At 40.2% G+C, this 25,881-nt stretch carries 25 protein-coding genes; 3 read left to right on the top strand and 22 right to left on the bottom strand.

The genetic code is table 11. The features are described 5' to 3' along the window. From BA81_RS10065 to BA81_RS10015, 11 genes are read right to left on the bottom strand one after another with little or no spacing between them, the layout of a single operon-like run. Positions 1-1,131: a nucleotidyltransferase family protein gene (locus tag BA81_RS10065; RefSeq protein WP_034281871.1), complete on the bottom strand. Its 1,131-nt coding sequence runs from the start codon at positions 1,129-1,131 to the stop codon at positions 1-3. After that, entirely contained in the window at positions 1,118-2,254 is a 1,137-nt protein-coding gene (locus BA81_RS18995) for an aminoacyl--tRNA ligase-related protein (RefSeq protein WP_051627344.1), read from the bottom strand. The genes BA81_RS10065 and BA81_RS18995 overlap by 14 nt, the downstream gene beginning before the upstream one ends. Next, entirely contained in the window at positions 2,255-3,106 is an 852-nt protein-coding gene (locus BA81_RS10055) for an HAD hydrolase family protein (protein ID WP_034281870.1), read from the bottom strand. Positions 3,107-3,109: 3 nt separating this feature from the next. Beyond that, positions 3,110-4,192 (bottom strand): inositol-3-phosphate synthase, encoded by a 1,083-nt coding sequence (locus tag BA81_RS10050; RefSeq protein WP_034281869.1) that lies wholly within the window; start codon positions 4,190-4,192, stop codon positions 3,110-3,112. A 24-nt stretch (positions 4,193-4,216) separates the two neighbouring features. Further along, positions 4,217-5,023 (bottom strand): histidinol-phosphatase, encoded by an 807-nt coding sequence (locus BA81_RS10045; protein ID WP_034281867.1) that lies wholly within the window; start codon positions 5,021-5,023, stop codon positions 4,217-4,219. A gap of 15 nt (positions 5,024-5,038) precedes the next feature. Further along, positions 5,039-5,812 carry an SDR family NAD(P)-dependent oxidoreductase gene (locus BA81_RS10040; RefSeq protein WP_034281865.1) on the bottom strand — a complete coding sequence of 258 codons (774 nt, stop codon included), beginning with the start codon at positions 5,810-5,812 and terminating at the stop codon, positions 5,039-5,041. A gap of 14 nt (positions 5,813-5,826) precedes the next feature. Continuing rightward, positions 5,827-6,555 carry an SDR family NAD(P)-dependent oxidoreductase gene (locus BA81_RS10035; RefSeq protein ID WP_034281864.1) on the bottom strand — a complete coding sequence of 243 codons (729 nt, stop codon included), beginning with the start codon at positions 6,553-6,555 and terminating at the stop codon, positions 5,827-5,829. Continuing rightward, positions 6,552-7,541, bottom strand: a complete 990-nt coding sequence (locus BA81_RS10030) for a phosphotransferase enzyme family protein (protein WP_034281863.1) — start codon at positions 7,539-7,541, stop codon at positions 6,552-6,554. The genes BA81_RS10035 and BA81_RS10030 overlap by 4 nt, the downstream gene beginning before the upstream one ends. A 4-nt stretch (positions 7,542-7,545) precedes the next feature. Continuing rightward, positions 7,546-8,097, bottom strand: a complete 552-nt coding sequence (locus BA81_RS10025) for an AAA family ATPase (RefSeq protein ID WP_051627342.1) — start codon at positions 8,095-8,097, stop codon at positions 7,546-7,548. Between the two features lie 13 nt (positions 8,098-8,110). After that, positions 8,111-9,145, bottom strand: a complete 1,035-nt coding sequence (locus BA81_RS10020) for a hypothetical protein (RefSeq protein WP_034281860.1) — start codon at positions 9,143-9,145, stop codon at positions 8,111-8,113. 5 nt (positions 9,146-9,150) lie between these two features. Further along, positions 9,151-10,380, bottom strand: coding sequence for a methionine adenosyltransferase (locus BA81_RS10015; protein WP_046312236.1), 1,230 nt, complete (start codon positions 10,378-10,380; stop codon positions 9,151-9,153). Between the two features lie 109 nt (positions 10,381-10,489). Here BA81_RS10015 and BA81_RS10010 point away from each other — a divergent pair, with 109 nt between their 5' ends. Then, entirely contained in the window at positions 10,490-11,572 is a 1,083-nt protein-coding gene (locus BA81_RS10010; protein WP_034281858.1) for a serine hydrolase domain-containing protein, read from the top strand. Here the strand turns inward: BA81_RS10010 and BA81_RS10005 are convergent. Genes BA81_RS10005 through BA81_RS09990 form a run of 4 tightly spaced genes read right to left on the bottom strand, consistent with a single transcriptional unit; the run spans position 11,569 to position 15,525 of the window. Beyond that, entirely contained in the window at positions 11,569-12,738 is a 1,170-nt protein-coding gene (locus tag BA81_RS10005) for a phosphoenolpyruvate carboxykinase (ATP) (protein WP_034281856.1), read from the bottom strand. The two genes, BA81_RS10010 and BA81_RS10005, sit on opposite strands and share 4 nt — an antisense overlap. A 23-nt stretch (positions 12,739-12,761) precedes the next feature. Further along, positions 12,762-13,907, bottom strand: a complete 1,146-nt coding sequence (locus tag BA81_RS10000; RefSeq protein ID WP_034281855.1) for a nucleotidyltransferase domain-containing protein — start codon at positions 13,905-13,907, stop codon at positions 12,762-12,764. Positions 13,908-13,913: 6 nt separating this feature from the next. Next, complete coding sequence (locus BA81_RS09995; protein ID WP_034281854.1) at positions 13,914-14,492, bottom strand: CYTH domain-containing protein; 579 nt, start codon at positions 14,490-14,492, stop codon at positions 13,914-13,916. Positions 14,493-14,511: 19 nt separating this feature from the next. Beyond that, entirely contained in the window at positions 14,512-15,525 is a 1,014-nt protein-coding gene (locus tag BA81_RS09990) for a hypothetical protein (protein WP_034281853.1), read from the bottom strand. 101 nt (positions 15,526-15,626) lie between these two features. On the opposite strand from BA81_RS09990, the gene BA81_RS19655 reads away from it, so the two are divergent. Beyond that, complete coding sequence (locus BA81_RS19655) at positions 15,627-15,887, top strand: acyl carrier protein (protein WP_034281852.1); 261 nt, start codon at positions 15,627-15,629, stop codon at positions 15,885-15,887. Here BA81_RS19655 and BA81_RS09980 read toward each other — a convergent pair. From BA81_RS09980 to BA81_RS09970, 3 genes are all read right to left on the bottom strand, one after another. After that, positions 15,874-17,592 (bottom strand): ABC transporter ATP-binding protein, encoded by a 1,719-nt coding sequence (locus tag BA81_RS09980; protein WP_034281850.1) that lies wholly within the window; start codon positions 17,590-17,592, stop codon positions 15,874-15,876. The genes BA81_RS19655 and BA81_RS09980 overlap by 14 nt on opposite strands. Next, a complete protein-coding gene (locus tag BA81_RS09975) occupies positions 17,589-19,358 on the bottom strand; it encodes an ABC transporter ATP-binding protein (RefSeq protein WP_161522981.1) in 1,770 nt (589 codons plus the stop codon). Before BA81_RS09975 ends, BA81_RS09980 begins: the two co-directional genes overlap by 4 nt. A gap of 173 nt (positions 19,359-19,531) precedes the next feature. Continuing rightward, positions 19,532-20,452 carry an aminoglycoside phosphotransferase family protein gene (locus tag BA81_RS09970; protein ID WP_034281964.1) on the bottom strand — a complete coding sequence of 307 codons (921 nt, stop codon included), beginning with the start codon at positions 20,450-20,452 and terminating at the stop codon, positions 19,532-19,534. 169 nt (positions 20,453-20,621) lie between these two features. Between BA81_RS09970 and BA81_RS09965 the strand changes: the two genes are divergently transcribed. Then, the gene (locus tag BA81_RS09965; protein ID WP_051627339.1) at positions 20,622-20,885 is read left to right on the top strand and encodes an acyl carrier protein; all 264 of its coding nucleotides are present in this window, start codon (positions 20,622-20,624) and stop codon (positions 20,883-20,885) included. A 51-nt stretch (positions 20,886-20,936) separates the two neighbouring features. On the opposite strand, the gene BA81_RS09960 is transcribed toward BA81_RS09965, so the two are convergent. The 4 genes from BA81_RS09960 to rpsO form a co-directional block, all read right to left on the bottom strand. Next, positions 20,937-22,169, bottom strand: coding sequence for a M16 family metallopeptidase (locus BA81_RS09960; RefSeq protein WP_034281847.1), 1,233 nt, complete (start codon positions 22,167-22,169; stop codon positions 20,937-20,939). Between the two features lie 33 nt (positions 22,170-22,202). After that, a complete protein-coding gene (locus BA81_RS09955; protein ID WP_034281845.1) occupies positions 22,203-23,156 on the bottom strand; it encodes a polysaccharide deacetylase family protein in 954 nt (317 codons plus the stop codon). A gap of 124 nt (positions 23,157-23,280) precedes the next feature. Continuing rightward, positions 23,281-25,398, bottom strand: coding sequence for a polyribonucleotide nucleotidyltransferase (gene pnp, locus BA81_RS09950; RefSeq protein WP_024424134.1), 2,118 nt, complete (start codon positions 25,396-25,398; stop codon positions 23,281-23,283). Between the two features lie 181 nt (positions 25,399-25,579). Continuing rightward, positions 25,580-25,849, bottom strand: coding sequence for a 30S ribosomal protein S15 (gene rpsO / locus BA81_RS09945; protein WP_008354438.1), 270 nt, complete (start codon positions 25,847-25,849; stop codon positions 25,580-25,582). Positions 25,850-25,881: the final 32 nt, after the last annotated feature.

The following is a 25,881-nucleotide window of genomic DNA, read 5'->3' as shown; positions in this document are numbered from 1 at the left end:
CTACTCCTTATGAACAGAATGCTTTTTAATTTCTAAAGACCGATTAATGTGAAAGAATCGTTTACGAATAGGCTGATTCCATGTATGAACGACATCATTTGCATCCAGCACTTCGGATAAATAAGCAAGTGATTCAGGCTGAAGTGCCTCCATGACAAGATCAGGAATCGTATGAGGAAAGACTTCATTCACATAATGCAAAGCAAAATAGACCATCTTTCCAAAGCCATACGCTTTCGTTCGACGGACAAACAACTCCACATCCAATAGGTCTTCTCTCATAAACATGCCATATATATCAAGCAGCTTATAAAGCAGTAAATCTTTCATTGACTCCACTTCATTTAAATAAATCGCCTCTTTGTAAAAATGAATACATAAGAAAATCAGCATATCCTCTTCTTTTAATGACCATACAAGGTGATCGTCAACAGACGTTTGAATTCGTCTAGACAGCATTTCTTGGACAATTGAATCTGTCCGGTTTCCTGTCATGAGGTCAACTGAAAACTGAACATCAATTTTATGACAGTCAATAAAGCGGCATTCTGGTGTAGGTTTCATGTAGGTGTAGGTTTGATGTGAGTTCATGATGAGGTAAAGAATGTCTTTTCGTTTCGCAGGTGTGACTGTCTCCGTTTCATAATTCCAAGAACCTTGAACATAGCCTAATTCTTTTAATACATGTCCAGTTTCTTGCAGCTGATCTTGTGAGATAAAGAGATCGTTGTCCCCAAATAAACGAAGCCCTACATCGCCGTATGCCCACTGGCCAATCACACTTCCTTTTACAATGGCATATTCAATTCCTTTTTGATCAAGTGCTTGAAATAACTGATCGTTTAACGTGATATTGTCTCGTGCCGTTTCTAATTGCCCCTTATACATAATCTCTAATGACTTTAAAAAATAAGTTGCTTTAAAATCTTTTCTTAAATGAATGGCGTAACGTTTAATATTTTTCCATGCAATACCAGCTGTCCGATGAACATGCAGCATTCCAAGAATGACATTCCAGTCTTGCTGCTGATACAGAAGCTCCTGCATCTCTTCTATCTGGCTGTCTTCTAAAAAAGGAGTAGATAAAATGAGGGCTGTGTGCTCTTCTTGAGTCAGATTACTTTGCAGCATAGTGACCCTCCTTTATATGAAGCATCTCATCCGGCCAATTCGTTTTATTTCGACCGTATGTTTGTAAAAATACTTGAACCCATCGATCGATTCCAAATGCGGCACAACCCGAATAAAGCGGCTTATCATTTTCTCCCTTGATTTGGAACCTTTCACAAAGCATCTCTCCACAGTCGTTAAATGAAGCGATCGAAACGTCTTTCTTTTCTGTCACAGCTACTAACTCATATTTGCTGTTTGCCATTAATTGATAATTCGCTTTATCCATATCATCATAAAAGAAAAAGGGGTCATTTGCGGTGGTGACCTTACCACTAAGGCCAAGCTGATGAAAACATTGCCATGTGTGTTCAAGAAGTGTTTTTCTTGTTTCGTTAATGTATTCGTTATTACCGATAAAGACAATTTCACGCATACTAAATTCTAGTTTCCTTAGGGGATCTACTTTCCAAGAAATTTCATGTCTAAAACACTGCCCCGCTGCTGTCATCATTTGATTGTCTGTATAGGTCTTCCCTTCCCATTCCTCGTAGCAGTGATAACAAATGCACGGCTGTAAAAATCGACCTGCTTGCTGGAAGTGTTCAGGCAGAAAACCATGATGCTTTTCTCGAATGTCATCAATAACCTGGTAATCATGAGGTATTTCAAAAACAGAATAAATATTTTGCGGAAAATTTGTATGGTATTTACACTTTTCCATTAATTCTTTACTCATCGTAGAAGGGTATTTTCTTAATTTGGCCCCAAGTGAAGCCCCCATATTTAAGAATAATTGATCAAAATAGTGTGCGAGTTCCATTTCAATTTCGTCATAGAAAGTTCTCTTTTGGTCATCCCCGCTTAGTTTCGAATGAACAGGCTCACTTTTTAAATGAATATTTGATTTCATTTCCTTTTCACGAAACCTCCGCAGTTGAGCTACATTTGACGATAACTTTAAAAACGCAGCTGATATTGCCTCTGCATCTCCCGTATGATCGACTGTTACTTCAATAACAGATTCCTCTTCAAGAAGATCAACGTGCAAAATATGGGCTGATAGAAAAGAAACTCTTTCCACAAAATCTGGTATCATTGTATCTTCTAGCGCATCTGGTAAAGGCAGCTGAAGGGTACTCAACTAAATTCCTCCCTTTTCATTGATCACTTTTGGTGCTTCTAATGGTTGTGAAACTTTATCAAGATAGTCATAAATAGACTCCCCCAGATGAACATCACATAACTCAATCGCCGATGGATGGCTATCTTGAACTGCCAGCCCCCACCTCGCCTTCTTGAGCAGCAGTCTGTCATTATGACCATTTCCAAAAGCAATCACACGATTTAAATCACTTTCTCCAAAACAATCTAATAAATGGCGTTCAAGCATATCCGCCTTACAAATTCCTTTCGGGGATACCACTTGTGCATTTAAAAACTGGGCATCCGCAACATCACAATGACAATCTCTTAATAGATGAGCGATATCTATTTTTTCTTTCGGTAAAATAAATAGTTTTGTCACACGGTCAAATGTGAATTCTTTCTGATGACCAACCTCTATTTTTTCTCGTGGAAATGTGTAAAGCATGCAATATTTCAACTTAGCGCTTTTACTTGATGCCACATGCTTCCCGTGTGATTCCATGACAAATTCAGCTTGACCATCAAGTGATGAGATAACCTGCCGGCATATAGCAGCATTTAGATATTGTTTAACGTCAAATGTTTTCTTTTGATGATGGCAAATCACATTTCCATCATTCAGCAAAACATCATGATGAAATAAATTGAGTAAAGAAGGATCTAAGTTCAGAGAGAAGAAAGAATCATAGGTTCTGCCTGTGACAATTATTGAAATAATGCCTCTTTGGCGCAGCATATTCACTGCGCCATGGACATCACCAATAAGCTCGCCTCGTTCATCAATTAATGTTCCATCCAAGTCAAAAGCGGCAAATTTTATCTCGCAAAGATTTAGTTCTGCTTCCACTGATCACACCTTTTTCAGCTCAGCATTTGCTACATATTCATTGAATAGACGCAATGATTCTGAATCTACTTGTCCAATTGGAGGGCTTTTGAATAAGAATGGGCAAACGTCATGTATGACACCACTGTGATTCATATCTTTAGCTGCTTTTGCTACGCGCATTGCGTTAGCAATAACACCAGCTGAATTCGGAGAATCTTCTACTTGTAAACGGATTTCAAGCGAAATGTCTGAATCTAAAACAGAATTTCCTTCCAATCGCAGGAAGCAGACTTTATGATCCCCTAAATAGCTGACATAGCCATTTGGACCTGCTGCCACTTCGCTGGCATCAATACCAGAGGCAAATAATGCTTTCCGCTTCGATTTTTGTTTACTCGTTGATCTCATTGGGTTGGCAAGGTTTAAAAAGTCTGTATTGCCTCCGACATTTAATTGGTACGTATTGGTAATGTCAATCCCTCGGGATTTTAATAGCTCAATTAACGCTGTATGCAGTGTTGTGGCACCTAAATGACTTCTTAAGTCATCTCCAAGGAGCGGGGTATTCGACTCTTCAAACATTTTGACAAATTCAGGATCATTTGCCACTGGTTCAGGTGTCGCATTAATAAAGGCAGTTTGCGCGTGTGCACACGCCTCTGCGTATACTCGAACTGCTTCAAACGAACCTGTCGGTAAGAAGCAGACTAGTACATCTGCCTGAACGTCCTTTAATCTTTGCGTCACATCATGTGTGTTCATTTTTAATGAATGTTCATGCGGCTGAATGCAGTTGGACAAATCTCCTTCAAGACCATCACATAAAGGACCTGCTTCAACAGGTACTTGGAAAAACGGAACATCAATATGTTTAACTGCAGCCGTTGGTTTAGTAAAAATAGCCTCTGATAAGTCTTTTCCTACTTTATTTTGATCTACTTCAAAAGCTGCAACAAATTCCACATCAGACAAGTGATAACCTCCAATGACATCATGCATAACACCGGAGAGCGTATCCATCTTTTCCTTTGCCAATTCTACAAATTGAACGATACTTGAAGCGCATGATCCTACTCCTGCAATTGCTACGCGAACTTTTGTCATTTTCATAACCCCTTTTTTTAGAATTTATAGAGCCAATTTTCGTTTTTGACGAGATTGAAAGATATACCATTCCTTGTAACCCAATTCCTTCAGCGTCTCTTTTACTTTCAGCCAATCATCTGCTACGCGGGCTGGCTGATGTGCATCTGAGCCAAACGTGACATCCACACCATAAAATTTGGCTCGCTCTAATAGATCCATTGATGGATACCAGCCGCCGCAGTCTTTTGTTTTGCCAGAGGTATTCACTTCAATGACAGAACCACTCTCCGCAATTGCTTGCAGTGCATCATCGACAGCTTCTGTTTTGAGATGAGCAATCTCTGGATAAAAACCTTTTAAGGCGTCAATATGGCCTAAAACGTCGAACATTTGACTCTCAGCAGACATTTTAATTAACTGGTAATACGTTTCTTTTTCAATGATGGCTTTCTGCTCTGTGATTTGTTCCCACCGTTTCCGGTTAAATAGGTCATATCCATTACTGACATGAACCGAGCCAATGATATAATCAAATGGATAATGTCGATACACGTCTCGGTAAAGGGTCTCGTGATCTGGAAAATAGTCAGATTCGACACCTAACAGCACGTGAATTTTTCCGTCATATTCCTTTTTCAACTGCAGGACTTCCTCTATATATGATTGAAATTCACTTTTAGCCATCGCTACCCATGGTTTAAAGTGGTCAGCCTCTTCACCAAAGAACGGAGAGTGATCTGATATCCCAATAAAATCCAGACCTAATTTGACAGCCTCATCGATATATTCTCTGATGTTCCCTTCCGCATGACCACAGCGTTGATGATGTGTGTGCAGATCAAATTTCATGCAATTTTTACTCCTCTACATGGCAGTATAGCCGCCGTCAACCATCAAATTTTCTCCTGTAATAAAACTCGCTTCATCTGAAAGAAGGAAGATGACAGCAGATGCGATCTCTTCTGGATCAGCGGTTCGTTTCAACATGTGCATCCCGCCAATATCAGGATGCTGATTTGCTTGCTCTCTTGTCAATCCAAGCTCTTCTAAATGGAACCGCTCGTTATTTTTGTTCCATACCGTGCCTGGATTCACTGCGTTTACACGAATACCTGCATCCGCCAAATCCATTGCCATGCACCGCGTCATATTGACAACAGCTGCTTTTGTCGCGTTATATGTTAAATATTTCGGCTGGGCAATGTGGCCTGAAATGGAGGCAATATTTACAATCGATCCTTTTCCTATTTTCTCCATGTAAGGCGAAGTGTGTTTGACACAAAGCGCTTGTCCCATAATATTCAAATCCATAATGCGCCGCCATTCTTCAACGGTTGCTTCAAGACCCCGCATGATAAACACGGCTGCACAATTCACCAGCATGTCTATTTTCCCAAAATGATTGGCTGTTTTTTCGATCATTGAAACAATGGATGCTTCATCAGCAATATCAGCCTCTATAAACAAAACATCATATCCATTTGCTTTGAGCTGTTTTTCTGCTGCAATTCCGTAATCTACATGATGATCAGCAATGGCGACTTGTGCGCCTTCTTGTGCGGCTCGTTCTGCGACCGCATATCCAATCCCCTGAGCTCCGCCTGTCACAATAACTGTCTTTCCTTTCATACCTCGCATGTAGTTGCCTCCTCTTACCACTGAAGTCTTTGCCCGTCCCTCAACAATTCTCCTGTTGGTCCATCTCGGGGCAGCTGTGCCGCCCACACGATTCCTGATGCACCTTCCTGTATGGTTTTAACAGCCTCTGATGACCCCATGTCCGTTTGTACCCAGCCAGGACACACTGCATTCGCAAGGATAGAATAGGGTGCCCCCTCTAAAGCTGTGACTTTTGTGAGAACATGCAGCGCCGCTTTTGACATCCGGTAGTAAGGACCGCTTTTTCCATCACGCCTGACATCGCCTGAAGCGTAGATCGCAGAGAGCCTTCCCATACCGCTGGATACATTGACAATCCGTCCATATCCCGCCTCTTTCATGTAAGGGAAAACGGCCTTGGTCATTCTGACTGCACCATACACATTCACATTCATCGTTTCTTGGAGTGTCGATACAGGAAGATCTAGAAAAGATGGAAAGGTGTGATCCTTTATGTTGTCATGAAAGACACCGGCATTATTAATGAGCACATCCACTCTCCCGAACGAATCTTTTATAAATGCCGAGAAACGTTCAACCGATTCTTCATTTGTTACATCCAGCTGAAATGGCACAACATGCTCAGTCATTTCAGACGCAGCTATTTTGGCACTTTCAAGCTGCCGTGCAGTTAAAATAACAAGCATTCCACACTGCGCAAGCTGTCTGCATACTTCTTTGCCTATGCCCCTGTTTCCGCCAGTGACAACAGCGATCTTCATGTTCTCATCTCCTTTTGGAGATACCAATCTTCCTTCAGCTGGTTTGATGCAGATTCTAGTGCTTCGAAAGACCAATCAATATACCAGTTTAGTAAGTGAGGTGTATAGGTGTGCAGCAGTGTTAAATACCGCTCTGTCGGAATATATAAAAGTCTGATAAACGCAGATATTGAGCGCCATTCATATTCGGATAAGTCATCTGCATATGCCTTTAAAAATTGAATCGTTTTCACAATATCTAGTTGAAACGTTCCTCTCTTGATTCTCGTTAACAAAAAAGCAGATATGGCTGCATCATATACTCGCGGTCTAAAGCATGCTGTATCAAAATCAAGAACCATGGCAAGCCTTTTGTTACGAATGAGCAGATTGCCAGAATGAAAGTCACCATGTGTAACAGCATGAGGTAATGCTTCGTATATACTAGGGTTTAGCAGCGTGATGATATTCATTAGTTCCCGTTCATACACTTTGAGCAAAGCAGCAGCCTTTTTAGAAGAAACAACCTTTTTTAGGGCATAAGCCGTCTTGCCGAGCGTTTCGTCCGGAGAAGTAATCCAGTTCTTCAATTCGCAGTTTGGATTCACAGGTCCTTTCGGTAAGTTCTTCAGTGAATGGAGCTGTTTTATTACCCGGATGGCTTCTTGTTCATCTGAACGATTTCCCATTTCATATGGTCTTCCTTCGAAATAGGGCCGCAGCTGCCAAAAGTGTTCTTTGAATAAAATGGTCTTACGATGATCTTCTGCCTCCACCATAGGTTGAATCGGGAAGCCATGATCAAGCAGAGCATCTGTTAATTCCTCTAAATATTGAAGCCACTTTGCATCATGATTTCTCGCACATTTTTTTAAGACAAAACGGTTTTTGATCGTTTCGACAAGCCATCCTTCATTAGGGCTTCTTCCGTTTAAAGGTGTTAAGCGAATCGGCTGTTCCGAAAACCAATATTTCAGGACATTATTAGCATCATCTAGTGTCGTCATGTCCTCACCCCTTTTTCTCAAGGTTTTTGATTTTCATTAGCACCTGGTCTGCATCGTCCCGTTTGTCTATGCGCAAGCATTTCACATGAGATTTTTCTTTTAATTTGTGAAAAAGCTTTTCGTTTTGATGAATCACCTCTGGATAGACTTGAAAGGCATATGAGAAAAATTGGAGCGCGTTACCCATTCGCTCCTTATTTCCATTCCAAAGTTTCTCCCTTGTGATGAGCCGTTTGAATGTCCTTTTCATGAGACGGGGGAATGTCTGTCTTCTCTTGACATCAAGCCAAATGATCGTATCAGCATATTCAGCCAATATGTGGTGAACAGATGAATATTGACCATCGACGACCCATTTCTTTTGTTTGACAATTTCATGGACGTTATCGATAAACACCGGCTTATCTGTTTTTTTCCAGTTCGCTTGCCAGAATAGAGCATCGAGTTCATAGTGAGGTAACGTTAACTCCTGCTTCAATTGATGTGCAAGGGTTGTTTTTCCAGATCCAGGCGGACCGACAATCCAAATTCGCTGGCTAGCTCCTTTATTGTTCAAGTTGTTCCCTCCGTTACAGAACACGTTGATGCTTTTGAATGTCGTCTCTCACTTTTACTAGCAGATCAAGTGCTTCATTCCAATTTAGGTTTTCTGTTAATTCAAATACGGGCGTTTCGCTTGAATGAATGGACACATCTTTACATAATAGATCTAATGCTTCCGCCGAAAAGCCATTTTCCTTTAACAGCTGGCCAAAAAGTGTATGCGCGGGAGTCAGTCTTGTATCAGGTGTACTAAAATAGTGAATCATTCCCGCCATCGCTTCTACAGGACCCGGTGACAGGTGAATGCCATTAAACCGAGTACACACGTTAGATAAACCAAACCGTTTTTGCTCCGACAGCAGCATGTGTTTAAAAGAACCCGCTTTAGCCTCTTTAGGGTCCGTTGCACCGATGAAATCTTCTCTCAACATCCTCATTGGCTGCTTTGAAAAACATTCAATGACGATAATAGACTTTGCAGGTGCAGTGAACCACTCTATTTGACAAGGGTGGAATGAATTGAGCAGAAGCATTTTTTCTCCATCCACCTCGGCCTCTATGGCGTATGTGCCCGCACCCAGCTTGTCTACTTTGACGTTTCGGGTTAAAAGCTCTAAACCATACGGCGTGAGCTCTTTGTACTTTTGTAAAAATTGATGGCCTCCATATATGAAATGTTCCTTCTTTTTAAACTCTGGGTATTTCAAAGCCAGTATCTTTTTGGCTGCATCTGACACTTCACTCAGACCATTTTTAGAAATTTTATTTAGCATCCCATATTGATTTTCAATTATTTTCTTTTCTTTCAAATATAAGGATGATATAACACGCACGGCTCCTATTTCTACATCACGATCATCTAATCGGTGGAGAAGTTCATCTAGTATGAGATCAAGCTGTACACCTTTATTGATGCTTGTTAATTCAGGCTTTAGCATCAACAGAAGATGGTGTTGTTTCAATTGTTGTTGTTTTTCAATTTCATAGGGATGAATGGTCACTGCCATAGGTTCTTTTGTATGAATACATGCATGTACGGCTTCAATGACACTTTTTTTCATCCTTTTTACCACATTGTCACGCCTTTAAAAATTAAATCTGTTGTCACATCGCCCATTGAATGAACCGCATTCATGACGAGGTCTTCAATTCTTTTTCTATCCACTTCATTTCCATCCCACTGCTGAATACGAACGGAAATTTCATCAGGATTGTGGAGCGGTGCCTCTTTTGAAGTAAAGATATGCACTTCTGTTGGCTTTTGAATCGTCTCAAAAATTTGATCTGCCAGCCGTTGTGCGAGCACCCCATATAATTTTCCTGTATGATCAAGCGGGTTTTTCCCAGCCGGCGCTTCAATACTCATAGATCGCATTGGGGTGATCAGGCCATTTAATCTATTTCCTCTTCCAACAACTCCTACATCGCCGGTATCTGCTACAGAACCTAGCGCTGTTAAGTACGGACGGCCATTGCGATCTGTTGCGTTCAGCATGAGATCAGGCGTGAGGCCTAACGTTTCATGAATATAGCGAGCAATTTGATCTTGGCATTCTTTTTTGCGGGCAAAATATTCCTCAAGACTATGAATATCTTTAGCTAGAAATGGCATGTTCACAATGAGTTTGAAATCTTCATGACGTCTGCTTCCAAATATTTTCACATCCCAGCCGGTATCTGGATTGACCTTTTTAAATTCTGGACCATTCACATAACGCTCTGTATAAAGAACCAGCTTCTCAAGACGGCTTAATGGCGCATGAGCATGCAGTAAGTTACAGTCGTTTGACACAAGCTTTGGATCACCGATTTCAATCATGTCCGTTTCAACCATCGGACGATATCGTGAGTTTTTGCGGCCTGCCCCCTGATGATCAACGATCCGGCAGTCGATGACGAGATGTTCTTCAGGATCAAATCCTGTTGTCACCTCTGATAACACATCCTTTGCCGCATCGAAAAGAATCTTTTTAAGAGGAATGGGCTCATCGCCGTATGCGTATGCCCCTTTTCCTGCAAACACAACTTGATACGGTTTGACCATTGTCCCTTTCCCATACGTGACATCAGCATCTCCGCCAAGAAGCATGACTTTGTCAAACCAGTGGTGTGCCACTCTGCCAAAATGCTCCATGCAATATTGAGAATAATATTGAGAAGCTCTTTCTGCTATAGCATCACACATCGTATCTGGATGTCCTACACCTTTACGTTCCACAAGCTCATATGGAATTTGTTCTATATCTTGGCCATCACCTTTTAAAATATCAAGAATGGTTTTTTGAATTGTTTTCATCATCTATCGCCCGCTCTCTTTTAAAATATAAAAATATTGATCGTTCATCTTAAAACAACATGAAACATTTGGTAATATATATATATTCTGTATGAAAGAGGTGTCTATTTTGATCAATGAATCGATCCTGCAGCGTCTGCAAGATACAACCACTAATATTAGGGAATTATTGGAACAACATCAAATTCCCGGCTGTTCCATTTGTATTTCTCATGAAGATGAGCACATTTGGTCGTGGCATGAAGGCCTCGCTGATATTGAAAGCGGCACCCCTGTTACAAAAGACACAACCTTTCGAATTGGTTCTGTGACTAAGCCTTTTACTGCAATGGTTATGATGAAATTGCGAGAGGAAGGATTCATTCAACTCGATGAACCCATTCATACTTACGAACCACTACTTTCTTTCATAAAAAGTCACTTGTCTGAACCAATTCCACTCACTTTCCGAATGATTGCCTCTCATATCTCAGGCCTGCCCAAAGCACTCGACAAAGCCGTTCATTTACGAGATATGACGCTAGCTCAGTGTATTGAAATACTCACTATTTTCACACCGCCTTGGTCTATCATCAATTATTCCAGTCTTGGCTACTCTATATTAAGTAAAGTGCTAGAAAAAGTGAGTCATCAGCCATATAGAGAATTAGTGCATACCCACATACTAAAACCGCTCGACTTGAAGCAAACTGGATTTATTGAAACAGCATCCACAGCCAAAGGGTATACAGTTTCTTCCTCAGGCCTGTCCGGCGTATCCTATCCAAGTGCTGAAACACCATCTTGGGAGGACGGTTCAAGCGGACTAATCTCCACAGCAGAAGATCTGATTCAATTCATTCAAGCTCAATACGGTGCAAACAGCGTGCTTCAACAGCATTCGCTAAAAGAAATGCAAAGCCCCGTTATGGTTGAAGAAGATTTCAGCAGAGGTGCCGGTCTTTCATGGTTTTTGAGACCTTTTAACGGATGCACCTTAGCTGAACATAGCGGAGAAATTAAAGGGTTCACCTCCTATATTGGATTCATTCCCAAGACAAAATTAGGTGTGTGCATTCTAATGAACTCTGACGAAAGGCTCGCACGGCCAATTGCCGAAATGCTCTTTCAAATTTTGCTGCCAGCAGATCACAAGCAAATGAAAAAACGTGAAGACCGGCTCAAACGAATGTTTAGACAATCGTCTCTTTAAATCGAACTGACTTTTTTGTTTAACAGATCTGGAATTGCTTCTTGCAGATAACGTGGATCACCCTCTAAATAAAAGCATGGCATGTTAAACAAGTGATGGATAAGCTCAGATGCCTTTTGCTCTAGAAAGGTATCTGACACTTGTCGAAGTCCGAGCCAGCCTTTTAAATAGTCGGGATCTTCCGGTTCTCTTATATTTGCTGCCATAATTTCTTTTGCTCTTTGATCATCTTTTTTTACCGGCACAAGCCTAATCTCACCCGAACCTATTTTAAGTGAAGGAAAAATTACCATATCTACTTTCGTAGAGCTTCTAATCGTTGTTCCTGTCATTTCAGCAGCTTCTTTTGGTGTAATTTCAAACTTACAGCCGCTCGCCCATTTTTCTTTTGCCTCTTCCTCTGTTGATATCGTTTCATCCCATAATCTTTTATCTTGAGACCGGCTGAATTTTTTGTTTTTCAGTTCCTGTATATTTGTGGTGGCTTGGACAGTTCCTACTCCAAGCGCCAAGCACATCGGCCATCCATACACAATAAGTTCCTGATCTTCAAGCACTGAAATGGAACGATCGTTTGTAATAAAATCTGCTCCTCCATGATGCAAAAACTGCCACATAGTGGTTGACTTCCCGGCACCTTTATCGCCGATAATGAGCGCTCCTTTTTGGCCATCTTCAAAAGAGACAGCTGCTGCATGCGTAAAGCATCCGCCTTGATTTTCTAATGTTCTAAGGGCAATCTCTCGAACAATTCGCAGTGGACAGCGTATCGCAGACTCATTATTGTTTTTTCCAATCACAGCATAACGCCCGTTATTGACCGCCACACTGTGCGGTTCGTCACCTTCATGTGAGGCAAATAATACTTGATCGTCTAATGTTAATCGTTTGTAAGTAAACTTCCTTTTTGCAGTAATGGTTTCACCCTTTTGAAAGCAAACACTGCGAATAGACTGTTCAAGCTCCGGATCAATGATAAACCGTATTTCAATCTGTGATGGGATATCCCCCTCGCGGCGATCCAATTCTTTTGGGATATAATGTTCAATATCTTCAACCGCCAGCAATTCCATAGATAGAATATGAAAATGAATACCTGCAAACACAAATGATTTTTCATAAGGAAAATCGGTCTTCGACTTTTCAAAAAACGCTTTTATATCCATATAGAATCCTCCCCTTCAATTTGCTATTGCCTTTCAGGAAATAGCTGTATGGCTGGTTCCTCTTCAAGCTCATTGCGATTATCCAAGCTGAAAAAACGTTCAATAAAGGATTTTTTCCATATTTTCGAAGAACCGAAATCATTCTCTCCATAGGCTTCTAAGAATGATTGGTCACTCATGTCTAGCTGCTTCAATTCGTCAATATAGTTCGTTTGGTACAGTAAATCTAAAAACGTAAACGTGTAAAAAAGTGCTTTCTCGGCCCCTAATTCCTTCGCTCTTTCTTGCAAAGCATGCCAATCAAGCTGATTTTGCTCTTCAGCAAACATGACGTACTCCCTTACATCACAAAACTTAATCAAATTAAGATCTGCATGTAAGTAGACATACTGTACGTTTGTTGCCTCCTTATATAGATGGAAGGCAAGATGGATAAGAAAATCTAACGGCTGAAGCAAATAGACATCTGTTTGAAAAAAGGGCTTTTCTTCAGCAGCATCCAGCAAGGCATTTGTTGCTTCGTAGTTTTTTTTCAGCTCAACATCATAAGAGAAATCGACCCGGTGTACCTTCAAAAAATCTTCTCCGCTTCGTTTAATATGTGAATAAAGATTCCCGGCATTTATTCTCCACATCATTTCTTCTTCTCTTTCAATCGGTATTTCCTGATCGGCAGCCCAGTCATATTTCCCGATGATAAACCCTTCCTTCTTGAGCAATGAAGAGGCATTCTTCCGGTCATCTGGATGAATTAAGAAATCAAGGTCTGACATCATTCGCAGTCCATAATCTTGGTACACAAGCGGGGTTAAAATGGCGCCTTTAAGGGGGACCGCTTTTAGCTTTGCATTTCGGAATGTTTGTAAAAGACGTTTGAATTCCTTGAATCTCTCCACATTTTTTTGACGATTCCCTATATAGTGATAGTGAAGCAAAAATTTGTATGTCGTCGTAATGTTTTTTTCATCATCAAGGCGAATTAAATGAGGCGTCATCAGCTGAAGCACCTTATGTCTTGATGCCAGTCCAATTAATTTAGGCATATCGATGCCATCTTTCAATAGAGCTCTAATAGACTCTTCTTCTTGTTCATTTAATTGAATACGTGAGCTAAGTAATAACAGCCTCTGCTCATTTGAGAGAGTGGATTGATCCAAAACAGCCTGCATGTTTGACTACTCCTTCCCGTAAAACGATTGAAATCTAGTGATAAATCGAGAGCGCTTTCCTTTTCGATTGGCTGGCATGTCCAAATCATCAGTTAATGTATGAAACAATTGATCTGCCTCATATGCTTTTTCACTGTCATATTCAATTTCCAGTTCATAATCTGTGATGCCAAGATAGCTGCTTTGATCCAAATCGATTTTAATGCCTTTCTCAATGTAAAAGGTTGTTCGCTCAGTGACCAATAGCCCTAACAATTCTGGCTGTTGAGTGATTGTAATTGGTAAAGACGTCATGATGTTCTGTACATCTAGTTTTTGCGGTAACTCCTCAATAGGTAATGACGTTTCTTCTCTTACTCTTTTATAGCCAGACGTTTGACTGGGGCATTTGATTTCAAGTGTTAGTTTGCCGCTGATTTGACGGATACGTACGGTATAACCAAATCGTTTTAATAAAAAATCTGGTGTGTCGTAATAGTAATTGAAATTAAGAACATAAGTAGGTGTATGATATTGAATGAACATGTCATATATGTGCTGAAAATCTGTTTGTGACAACAAATATTTGTACTCCTGCTCAACCATAATTCACCTCCAAAAAGTCTTACACGACAATGTCGGATTGCTCAAGAAGCTCTTGAATGAGGACAGTGCCTTTCTCTAAAGAAGTAAATGCCTGTTTTAATGAGTAACAGGGCACCTTTTCCGCTAGTGCGTTAAGGAATGGTTCTAGCTCTTCGGGTGTTGGCAATGTGAAATATGGTAATAAGAATTCATTATGTCTTCCAGGATTAATGACTGCATGCTGCTTCAAACGTTCCGCTGCTTCCTGCGGAGTCATTTTCGAAAGTTCTGCCCCAGTTTGCCCGTGTGGTAAAAATTCAGGAAATACAATCACATCGATTTTCCCCATTGTTTTGACTTCACGTGAAAACCATTTTTCTAGCTCCTCTGGATATACAAAATGATAGCTTTTATCATCCTCGTTAAATGGATGACTCGATGTTTGGAGTCTGTATGGGGTACCCAGCTTTTCAATGGCTTCAAACGAATCTTTCCGAATACTCATAGATCTCGGCCAGCCAGTTCCTGTGTACTCGGTGTTCGTATATGAAACACCTATATCATCGTTTGTGATATATCGAGCATCGGTTAATGATAATAAGGATAAGATGGTGGACGTTTTCCCTGCCCTTGATCCGCCCACTAGGGCAATTCCCTTTTGATTCATCTCCATCATGCCCCCATGCAAATAGATGAGTCCATCCTGATAACACAAAAGGCGAAGCAAAACTCTTATTAACCGAAGCGCATGCTGGGCTGTCCATCTGATATCTTTTGGTTCATCTATCACAATGATTTTTTTCTCTCCGTCATACAAGTAGCGGCAGCGGGGCTCCATCTTCGTTTGGTAAAAGACTTCTTCAAGAGGTATTTCTTTTTGAATTTCTTGTGCATATTTACTGGTTAAAATCGTCCAAACGTCACCTTCATGTTTTTCTGTTATTTTGCTGCAGTCAATATATGGATGCACTTTACTTATCACTAAATTCTGAACTGATTCATCTGCACCTAATACGACACGAACATCATTTTTTTGATAGCTTACATATGACAATGAATGCCACCCCTTATGATAGATTTATAAAAACAATTGCATTTTTTTCCTTAATCAACCAAAATGTAACATATATCAATCTCTTAGAAAGGAGCCGCGACATGAATGAACTGACAATAACTGAAGTTGAAGAAAAAATTGTCCAGCTTGTCATGAATAAGTTGTCTCTCAATGAGCAGCCAAGCCGAGATGATAGTTTAAAAGCTTTAGGATTAAATTCTGTCCAAATCGTCTCTTTTGTTATTTCATTAGAAGACACCTTTCATATTGCCTTTGAAGACGAAGAATTACACCCTGACCACTTCCGCACCTTAGAACGACTCTTCACTTTAGTTAAAAACAAACTGACTAAGACGCTGTAATTACCTGGGCCATAAATAAAGAGCGGTAATGCGAGGAGGCTTCCATCAGCTCCTCATGAGTACCGCAGCTTTGAACAGCACCGCCTTCAAGTACATAGATTAAATCTGCATTTTGTATGGTCGATAATCTGTGTGCAATCACAAGCAAGGTGCCGCCTCCTTTGGCATCGTCTATCCCTTTTTGAACCTTCCTTTCTGTCTGCCGATCTAGCGCGGAGGTCGCCTCATCTAATATAAGTAAATCAGCCTGTTTTAAAAGCGCTCTGGCGATAGCTAAACGCTGTCTTTGTCCTCCTGATAAGGAAATTCCCCTCTCTCCAATGACTGTGTCAAAACCTTTTTCAAGCCCTTTGATGAAGGAAAGAATTTGTGCAACTTCACAAGCCTGTTCAAGTTGTTCTTCGGTCACATCATGTAATCCCATGATTAAATTCAGGCGTATCGTGTCTGGGAAAAAATAGGGCTCTTGCGGGACAACGGCTATTCGCTTTAATAAATGAGATGGATTGATCTCTGATAGATCAACCCCATTCACTAAAATTCCCCCGCTGTCTGGCCGGTAAAGTCCAAGTGTAAGCTTTGAAATCGTTGATTTCCCGCTGCCGCTCGCTCCAACAATCGCCACTTTCCTTCCCTTTGGAATATGAAGATTCAAGCCGTCTAAAGCGCCTTTAGATGTTTGTTCATAAGAAAAGCAAACATCTTCAAACACCACGTCTTCTACAGCATCTATTCGTTTTGTTCCTTTTTCTTCGTTTTCCATTTGCAGCACTTCTGCGATTCGGTGAACAGATGCACGCTGCTGGAAAAATTCAAATACATACTGGAATAACTCTTGATAACTCTTCATTAATTGAGATGCATATTGGTAAATGACGACAAATAAACCGATGGACATGTTTCCTGCTGCTACTTGATATGTGCCAAACACTAGAACTGATAGTATCCCAAACCATTTCAATGGCTCTGTTAAAAAAAGAAGCTTGTTTTGAAACTTACCTTCCTTCATGACACGATCCATCATTTTGTTAAACAGCTTTTCATACAAACCGATTTCCCACTTGCGTCGATCGAATGCGACAACTTCCCTTGTAGAAGAAATGCCTTCTTCTACATGCACGAATAGGTCTGATCTTCTCTCCTGCACATCTTTTGCTATGTTTGTTGCCGTTTTCGCCATTTTTTTACCGACAATAAAATAACAAGCGCTTGCAAAGAGAAGCAAGAAAAATAAGACAGAACTCACAGATAGCAAAATGATAGATAAAACAATGGCCATAAAAATCGTTTGTACAATTTTCGGTATATGTAAAGCAGCCGTAACAGCAACTGTCTTTACATCTTGATTAAGTTTGTGTAAATAAAAACTAACTGGGTGAGTTTTATATGATCTCATGGATACTTGCTGAAGCTGATCTAACATCATTTTCTGCAATGAATGATGGATGGTCAGATAGTTTTTATGCATCACATATGGGCTGGCAACAAACATCACAACATATACAAGAAATATAATGGCAAACAGCATCAAGATCTGGGAGAAATGTTGACTGATACCACTATTCAAAAGAACATCATCAATGAGCCACTTTTGCAGTCCTATCATGGCTAAATTAGCTGCTGCTTCAATCAAAACGAGTAAAAGAGCAAGGATGAGCATCCATTTTTGCCTTGTGATCAAAAGAAACAGCCAATTTTTTCTCATGTTACACCTGCCTCCTTTTCTGAGCGGTCAGACGCCAATTGATAAAAATGCCCTTTTTTCCTCATCAATTCATGAAATGGTCCAGTTTCTAACACACAACCATCTTTTATAAAAATAATTCTGTCAAAATGGCTGACCGTTGATAAACGATGCGCAACTGCAATGACAGTAGATTCCTTAAATGTTTGGTGTAATGCATGCTGGACTTTTTGCTCACTGACATTGTCAAGAGATGCTGTGGCTTCGTCGAGTAATACAACTCTTGGATTTTTAGCAAATAGCCTGGCAATCGCTATTTTTTGCTTTTGCCCTCCGGAAAGTTTTAATCCCCTTTCCCCGAGTATGGTATCGTATCCATTTTCTAACTCTCTTATAAATGAATCACAGTCTGCTTTTTTTGCGGCTTCAATGATCTGTTGATCTGAAAGACTTGTATCTCCAAAACGAATATTGTCCTTTACACTCATATTAAATAAGAACGTTTCTTGAAAAACAAATCCCATCGCACCTCTTATTTGACTAGTAGGTAAACGGCGCAAATCAACTCCATTCATTGTAATCATCCCGGATGAGGGATCATAAAAGCGTCCAATTAACTTAAGAAGCGATGTTTTCCCTCCGCCGCTTGTACCGACAAGCGCTACTTTTTCACCCTTCCGAATATGTAGATTCATCTCTTTTAATAAAGGAGGATGATTTGGATAATGAAAACTGACGTCATGAAACACGATATCGCCTTCTACATGATCAAGGTACACCGGCTGCTGAGGCTCTCTAATATCAGGTGTTTTTTTCATAAAATGATATAAAGGTTCAATTTGAAATGTTAATATTCGTTGTTCTGTTAAAAGTGTGACAATGGAAGTAAGCATATGCATCGCTGAAAAATAATATAATATATATGCCACAAAACCACCTGACGTTAGCTGTCCAGTCTTTACAAGGTGGATACCAATACCAAAAGTGGCAAGAGCGCCAATATAATAAGTCAGCCTGCGGTTGCTTCCTCGTAAATAGGCGAAAAAAACATTTTTCTCATGATCTTGGCGCACTTTTTCATGGAGTTTTTGAATTCGTTCCATATCCCATTTCATATAGCCTAAAATTCTAAGCTCTTCCATCGAAGCAAGACTTTCGTATAATTTTGTTTGCAGCGTGCGAAAACCTTCTGCACTTTGTCTACCGTAGATCGTGGCCTTTTTTTCAAGCCATGGCCCAAAGACATAGTAGAGAATAAAACTTGGAATGATGATTAGTGTGAGAAAAATAGAAATGTTTATCATAAAGTAAAGTGAGATGGCGATAAATAATATCTGATTGATAAATTGTGGGAAGTATCGTCTGTAAATTTCTTGTACAGCTCGTGTCTGTGTGTTAACAAAGGAGAGTGTTTCACTAACAGAATGTTGTTCGTAGTATGAGAAACCAAGTTGACGGATTTGCTGGAAGGCAGCAAATTGTGAATCTCTTGAGGCTTGTTCAATTAATTTTCTTTGCCATAAATTTCGTGCGGCTGTCAGTATAATACCGAGTACAATTAAGCCAGTCAGTCCTAACAATAAACCATTCATTTTTGAAAAGTCTTTTGCTGGCAAAATGGTCTCAATAAAATATTGAATAAATTTAGGTATGATGAGCTCGCTCAAGGTAATAACGAAACCACTCATAATAACTAGAATCACTTTACCTGTATAAGGCTTTAAGAATGAAAGTGTCCATAAATAAACACGCCATAACTGCTTTGAATCCTTGTCGATTTGTTTCAATCCATCACCAGCCTTTTGCTCTTTTTCAACAAAAAACGGAATTTTTTTACATCTTTTTCGATCCTTGTTTGGATTATATAAAATGTTTTTAGTCATGACAATGTGTAATTTGCATCATTATAACAAAAAAGGCAGTGACTTCCATCACTGCCCAATCGTCCTATATTTCACTGTTATCTAGTGATACGCGCATACCACTGAGGCTCTATTTGATTAAAATAATCATGTTCTTTTAGCACATTTTCTAGTCTTTCAATCATCTCATCCATTTGACCCGGATCGAATTTAATAACCCACATAATCGATGAAAAGATACTCATTGCGACATAAACAGAGTAAAGCAGCCAAAAATCATCTGGAATGTTCCCATCAAAATATCCATTGATTTGACCAGCTGAAAAAGCTTCACTTGTTTCTCTGCTGAAAAGAGCTACTTTATAAAAATCGTGAATGGGATCTCCCCAGTCAAAATTGTTAAAATCAATAACACCTGCATATTTATGATTGTTGACAATAATGTTCCCTAAATGAAAATCATCGTGCTGAAATTGATTAGGTCTGCCTTTCACAATATGTAAGTGCTTTGCTATAAACTGAGCCACTTTTTCATCCCCTTCAAGGGAGATACCGCTTTCTCGGTAAGCAGTTAAATATCGATGATGCTTTTTAATGACACGATCTTCCCAAGGTTCAATGTGTGAAGGTGCCGGATATTTGTGCATATTTCGTAAATCCTGACCTGCACTTACCCCGATAGCATACTGCTGTTCTTCAGTTAACTGACTCATGATTTCTTTTGCTTCCTGGCCTTCTATAAACGATAAAATATAGTACACTTGCTGTTTTGCTTCTAGAACACCGATATTCACTGGATCAGCACACTGAACACCATGACGTCTTAATTCGGAAAGCAGCTCAAACTGCATCTTTATTTTGTCATACTGGTCTTGATCTGTGAATCGAAGGACATATTTTTCACCTGACACCGTAGTCATGACCCATTTTTCATCCCGAGAATATCCTTTATCAATGTGGTCTATGCTGACCGCTTCTTTTAATAAGGGAATGTGCTGCATAAGGTCTGTTTTATTCATGGATTGATTCATCCTTCCAGTCTCTTTTCTTCTCACTCTACCAAATATTTCATTTGAATAGAATGATCAACAATTCCTATTTATGTCGAAACTGCTTTACAATGTTTTTCCATTCTAATATAGTTAATTTATGTAAATGATAGAAAATTTGTAAAAGGGAGCGTTGCAGATGAATGAAACGACAGATGTCCTTTCACTTTCAAGTCAAGTAAAAGATTTGGTTCTGCGTTCTTTGGATGATAGCAGCAAGGTTTCTATTGGTGCAGATGAGGAATTAACAAATCACGGTCTCGATTCGATTAAAGCAGTTTCACTCATTTTGGAATTAGAAGAGGTTTTTGATATTCAATTTGCAGATGAGGAATTACTGACAGAGCACTTTTCAACAATCAATAAAATTGTTCATCAGCTGCAAAACAAGTTAGCTGATTAATCTTTTTTGTATCAAAAAAAGGCATCTCTTTAAAAGACATGCCTTTTTTGTTTAAGCAGAAGGTACATCACCCGTCGGACTAATAAGCGAGAGCGCATAATCTTCTGTAAAGATGCGTTTAGATAAGTTATTCACGCCGTCTAATGTGACGCTGTTGATTTCATCAATAATTTCATCGAGTGTCCGATGTTTGCCAAGGAGCAGTTCATTTTTACCGTTTCGGCTCATTTTGCTGTTTGTGCTTTCAAGGCTGAGCATAAGGTTGCCTTTCATTTGCTCCTTAGAGTTCTCTAGTTCTTTCTGCGTGATTCCCTCACGTTTTAAGACGTCTAATGTTTGTAAGATGGTCTCAGAGAGCAGGTTTAGCTGTTTCGCTCCAGTTCCGCCATAAATCGTCAGCATTCCATTATCTGCAAATGAACTGTGATAGCTGAAGACGGAATAAGCAAGTCCTTTGTCCTCTCTTACATCTTGGAATAATCGGCTGCTCATGCTTCCGCCAAGAACATTATTTAAGACGATTAAGTCATAGATGCCCTTATCTCCAGCTGGAAGGCCATTAAAGCCCAGGCATAGGTGCGCTTGTTCCGTTTCCTTTTTGCGTGTGAGCTTGCCATAATGAAATGCTGGAGCTTCTACAGGCTGCTTTTTCCCTTTTCCTTCATAAGAACCGAACAGCTTTTCAACCTCGCGAATAAAGGTCTCATCTACGTTCCCTGCAACTGAGATCACGACGCGGTCCGGGGTATAGAATTCATCCATGTATTTTCTAAGCGAGTCTCCGTTAAAGGTTGAGAGTGTTTCCTCTGTTCCTAAAATTGGATATCCTAATGAATGATCACCATAAATGGCTTTGCTTAATAAATCATGAACGATGTCATCAGGAGTATCCTCATACATTTTAATTTCTTCGTACACCACATTTTTTTCTTTTTTCAGCTCTTCTTCATCAAAAGCTGAGTGAAAGAACATGTCGCTTAATACATCGAGGGCGTAGCCAGCATGTGAATCAAGCACCTTCGCATAGTAGCAAGTGTATTCTTTTGATGTAAAGGCATTCACCTGACCACCAATGCGGTCAAAGGATTCTGCGATATCACGTGCAGATCTTGTCTTTGTTCCTTTAAAGAACATATGCTCTAAAAAGTGTGAGATTCCATTAATTTCAGGTGTCTCATGTCTAGAGCCTGTTCCAATCCAGACGCCAATTGCGACAGACCTTACAGTGGGATTGTTTTCGAGTACAATTCTTACTCCGTTTTGGCATGTATACGTTTTGACCAAGTTTTGCTCCTCCTATTCAACAAACAGATCGCATCACGGATGTCTTTTTTCACTTAGGAGGTCTGAAACCGTCCCTAATTCATATCCTCTTTCTTTAATTTGAGTGATAAGTGCGTCAAGACTTTTCGCTGTTGCATCTGTTGGATGCATTAATATCATCGCCCCATTGTGAATTTTCCCAAGCACCCGCTTTTGTAAAATAGCCGGGGATGGTTTTTGCCAGTCGATGGTGTCTACTGTCCACATAATGGTTTCCATGCCTTCTTGTTTGGCAAGCTTGACTGTTTCTTCTTTAAAGCTGCCGCTTGGAGGCGCAAACCATTTTGGTTTCTTCCCAAGGGATTCTTCAATTTGGCGATTTGTTTTCGTTATCTGCTCTAATGCTCGTTCTCTTGTCAGTGTGCGCATATCTGGGTGATTGTATGAATGATTTCCAATTTCATGACCATCTGCCGCGATTTTTTTAGCAAGCTCTGTGCTTTTTTTCACCCATTTGCCTTCTAAGAAAAAGGTCGCCTTGACTTGATGCTTTTCCAGCGTCTTTAACATGTTGATTAAATGCTCGTCACCCCAAGCTACGTTGATGAGGAATGCATTCATTTTTTTATCTGGATGTCCCTTATAAATGGGCTCTGGACCAAGCTCATGTAAATGAATAGATGGTTTTGTTTCATTAAAAACAAGCAGCTTTTCATCGAATGACCCCTGTTTCTTCATTTTTTCATAAGAGACATCGACATCAACTGTCTGTCCATTTAAGCCAGGCATCTTTTTCCACACTTTATCAATCTTAGCATTTTGCGCCTTTACTTCATAGTCAGAAGACTTCGATTCAATCTCCTGATATAAAATATCTTTTGAAACAGATGCAACCTCGGCATGCTCTTTCATTGATTCAATATATGTAACAGCAGCCGGCTGCTTCATCGTTTGATATGACACGAGCAGTAAAAATACAAACACAATGAATGGTAACGTTTTTTTCAATGGTTGTCCCTCCCCTATACCACAAATTATGATGGGGAGAAACAAGCTAGAACTATTGTTAGCGCAAGAAAAGAAAGAAGCCTGGCACGGATACCTGGCTTCTAACACATTTTATTTGATCTCATTAAGACTGCTTTTCTTCTTTTTCCTTTTCTTCACGTAAAACAGCTTTTCGAGAAAGGTTCACACGGCCTTGTTTATCGATTTCAGTGACTTTGACAAGTAATTCATCGCCAAGTTTCACGACATCTTCTACTTTGCCAACACGCTCAAGCGCAAGCTCAGAAATATGAACAAGTCCATCTTTTCCACTGAAGATTTCAAGGAAGGCACCGAATTTTTCAATGCGTTTGACTTTACCTAGGTAAAGCTGTCCTACTTCAACTTCTCTCACAAGATCTTCAATGATTTTCTTCGCTTTTTGGTTCATATCTTCTTCTGTAGAAGAAATAAAGATTGTACCATCTTGTTCAATATCGATTTTCACACCGGTATCTTCAATGATTTTATTGATTTGTTTACCGCTTGGTCCAATGACATCGCGAATTTTATCCGGATTGATTGTCATCGTTAAGATTTTAGGTGCATAACGAGACAATTCTCCTCTAGAAGCAGGAATTGTCGACAGCATACTGTCTAAAATTTCCATTCTTCCTTTTTTCGCTTGTTGAAGAGCCTCTTCTAAGATGTCTTTTGATAGACCATCGATTTTGATGTCCATTTGAAGGGCTGTTACACCTTTTGATGTACCTGCAACTTTAAAGTCCATATCTCCAAGTGCATCTTCCATTCCTTGAATGTCTGTCAGCACTGTGTAGTATTCACCAGATTTCACAAGTCCCATTGCAATCCCTGCAACTGGTGCTTTAATTGGAACACCGGCATCCATCATCGCAAGTGTGCTTGCGCAAATACTTGCTTGTGAAGTAGATCCGTTAGATTCTAATACCTCTGAAACGAGGCGAACCGTATAAGGGAAATCTTTTTCGGATGGAATGACTGGTTCTAGTGCACGTTCACCTAGTGCACCATGCCCGATCTCACGACGGCCTGGACCGCGCATTGGACCTGTCTCACCAACACTGAATTGCGGGAAGTTGTAATGGTGCATGAAGCGTTTTGATTCTTCAACACCTAAACCATCAAGAATTTGCACATCGCCAAGTGCACCTAATGTACAAATACTGAGCGCCTGTGTTTGTCCTCTTGTAAATAGGCCTGAACCGTGCGTTCTTGGCAGAAGTCCTACTTCTGAAGAAAGTGGACGGATTTGATCTACGCCGCGTCCATCTGGACGTACTTTCTCTTCAGTAATCAGACGGCGAACTTCGTTTTTGACAAGCTTGTTTAATACATCTTTCGCTTGTTTAATCGTTGCTTCGTCACGTTCTTCTGCTTCAAACTTCTCAACTACAGCTTTTTTCACAGCACTGATTGCATCCTCACGCGCATGCTTCTCATGTACTTGAATCGCTTTCAGCAGGTCAGCTTCAGCAAGTGCTTTTACTTCGTCTGCTAACGTTTGATCTACTTCATATAAAGGAATATCGATTTTTTCCTTACCGACTGCCTTCACAATTTCTTCTTGGAATTCGATTAAGCGTTTGATCTCCTGGTGACCGTACATGATCGCTTCAAGCATTGTTTCTTCCGGTACTTCATCAGCACCAGCTTCTACCATGTTGATCGCATCTTTTGTTCCGGCAACCACAAGATTGATGTCACTTTGTTCAAGCTGCTCCACATTCGGGTTAATGATAAGCTTTCCATCCACTCGTCCTACTGTAACGCCGGCGATTGGTCCCTCAAATGGAATGTCAGACACACATAAAGCTAAAGATGAGCCAAACATTGCAGCCATTTCAGATGAGCAATCTTGATCCACACTCATGACGATACTAATGACTTGTACTTCGTTTCTAAATCCATCTGCAAACAGCGGACGAATTGGTCTGTCAATTAAGCGGCTGGCAAGGATCGCCTTTTCACTTGGACGGCCTTCTCTTTTAATGAAGCCGCCAGGAATTTTACCTACTGCGTATAGTCTTTCTTCGTAGTTCACAGTGAGCGGGAAGAAATCAAGTGGTTTTGGTTCTTTAGAAGCTGTTGCTGAGCTAAGCACAGCCGTATCTCCGTAGCGTACGAGGACCGCTCCGTTTGCTTGCTTCGCAAGCTGGCCAGTTTCAACTGTCAGTTGACGTCCAGCCCAGTCTATGGTGAAGACATGTTTCTCTTGTCCCATTCTGAGATAAACTCCTCTCTTATCGTAAAGTTTTAGTTAGTTCTTATTATGAACAAAATGATTTTCACATATCAATGTGAAAGCTGTATGTAGAAGGGTTTTTGCCATTCTTTCAACATTTTAACCATAAAATATTAGTGATTATACGATAAAAAAGCGGGAATCCTCCCGCTTTTTACGATTATCGACGTAAGCCTAGTTTGTTAATTAACTCACGGTAACGAGTTACGTCTTTATTACGTAGATACGTAAGAAGATTACGACGTCTACCTACCATTTTCAAAAGACCGCGACGTGAGTGGTGATCTTTCTTATGAGTACGTAAATGCTCGTTCAAGTTGTTAATTGATTCTGTTAGGACAGCGATCTGAACTTCTGGAGATCCAGTATCAGATTCGTGTGTTTTGAACTCATTAATTAATTGCGTTTTACGCTCTTGAGTAATAGCCATCCTGTTTCACCTCCAAATCATGTTAGCCCCAT

This window comes from Bacillus safensis FO-36b (genome assembly GCF_000691165.1).
GTDB classification, from domain to species: domain Bacteria; phylum Bacillota; class Bacilli; order Bacillales; family Bacillaceae; genus Bacillus; species Bacillus safensis.
Note: the sequence above shows the minus strand (reverse complement) of the source record. Positions and strands in the feature narration are given on the sequence as shown.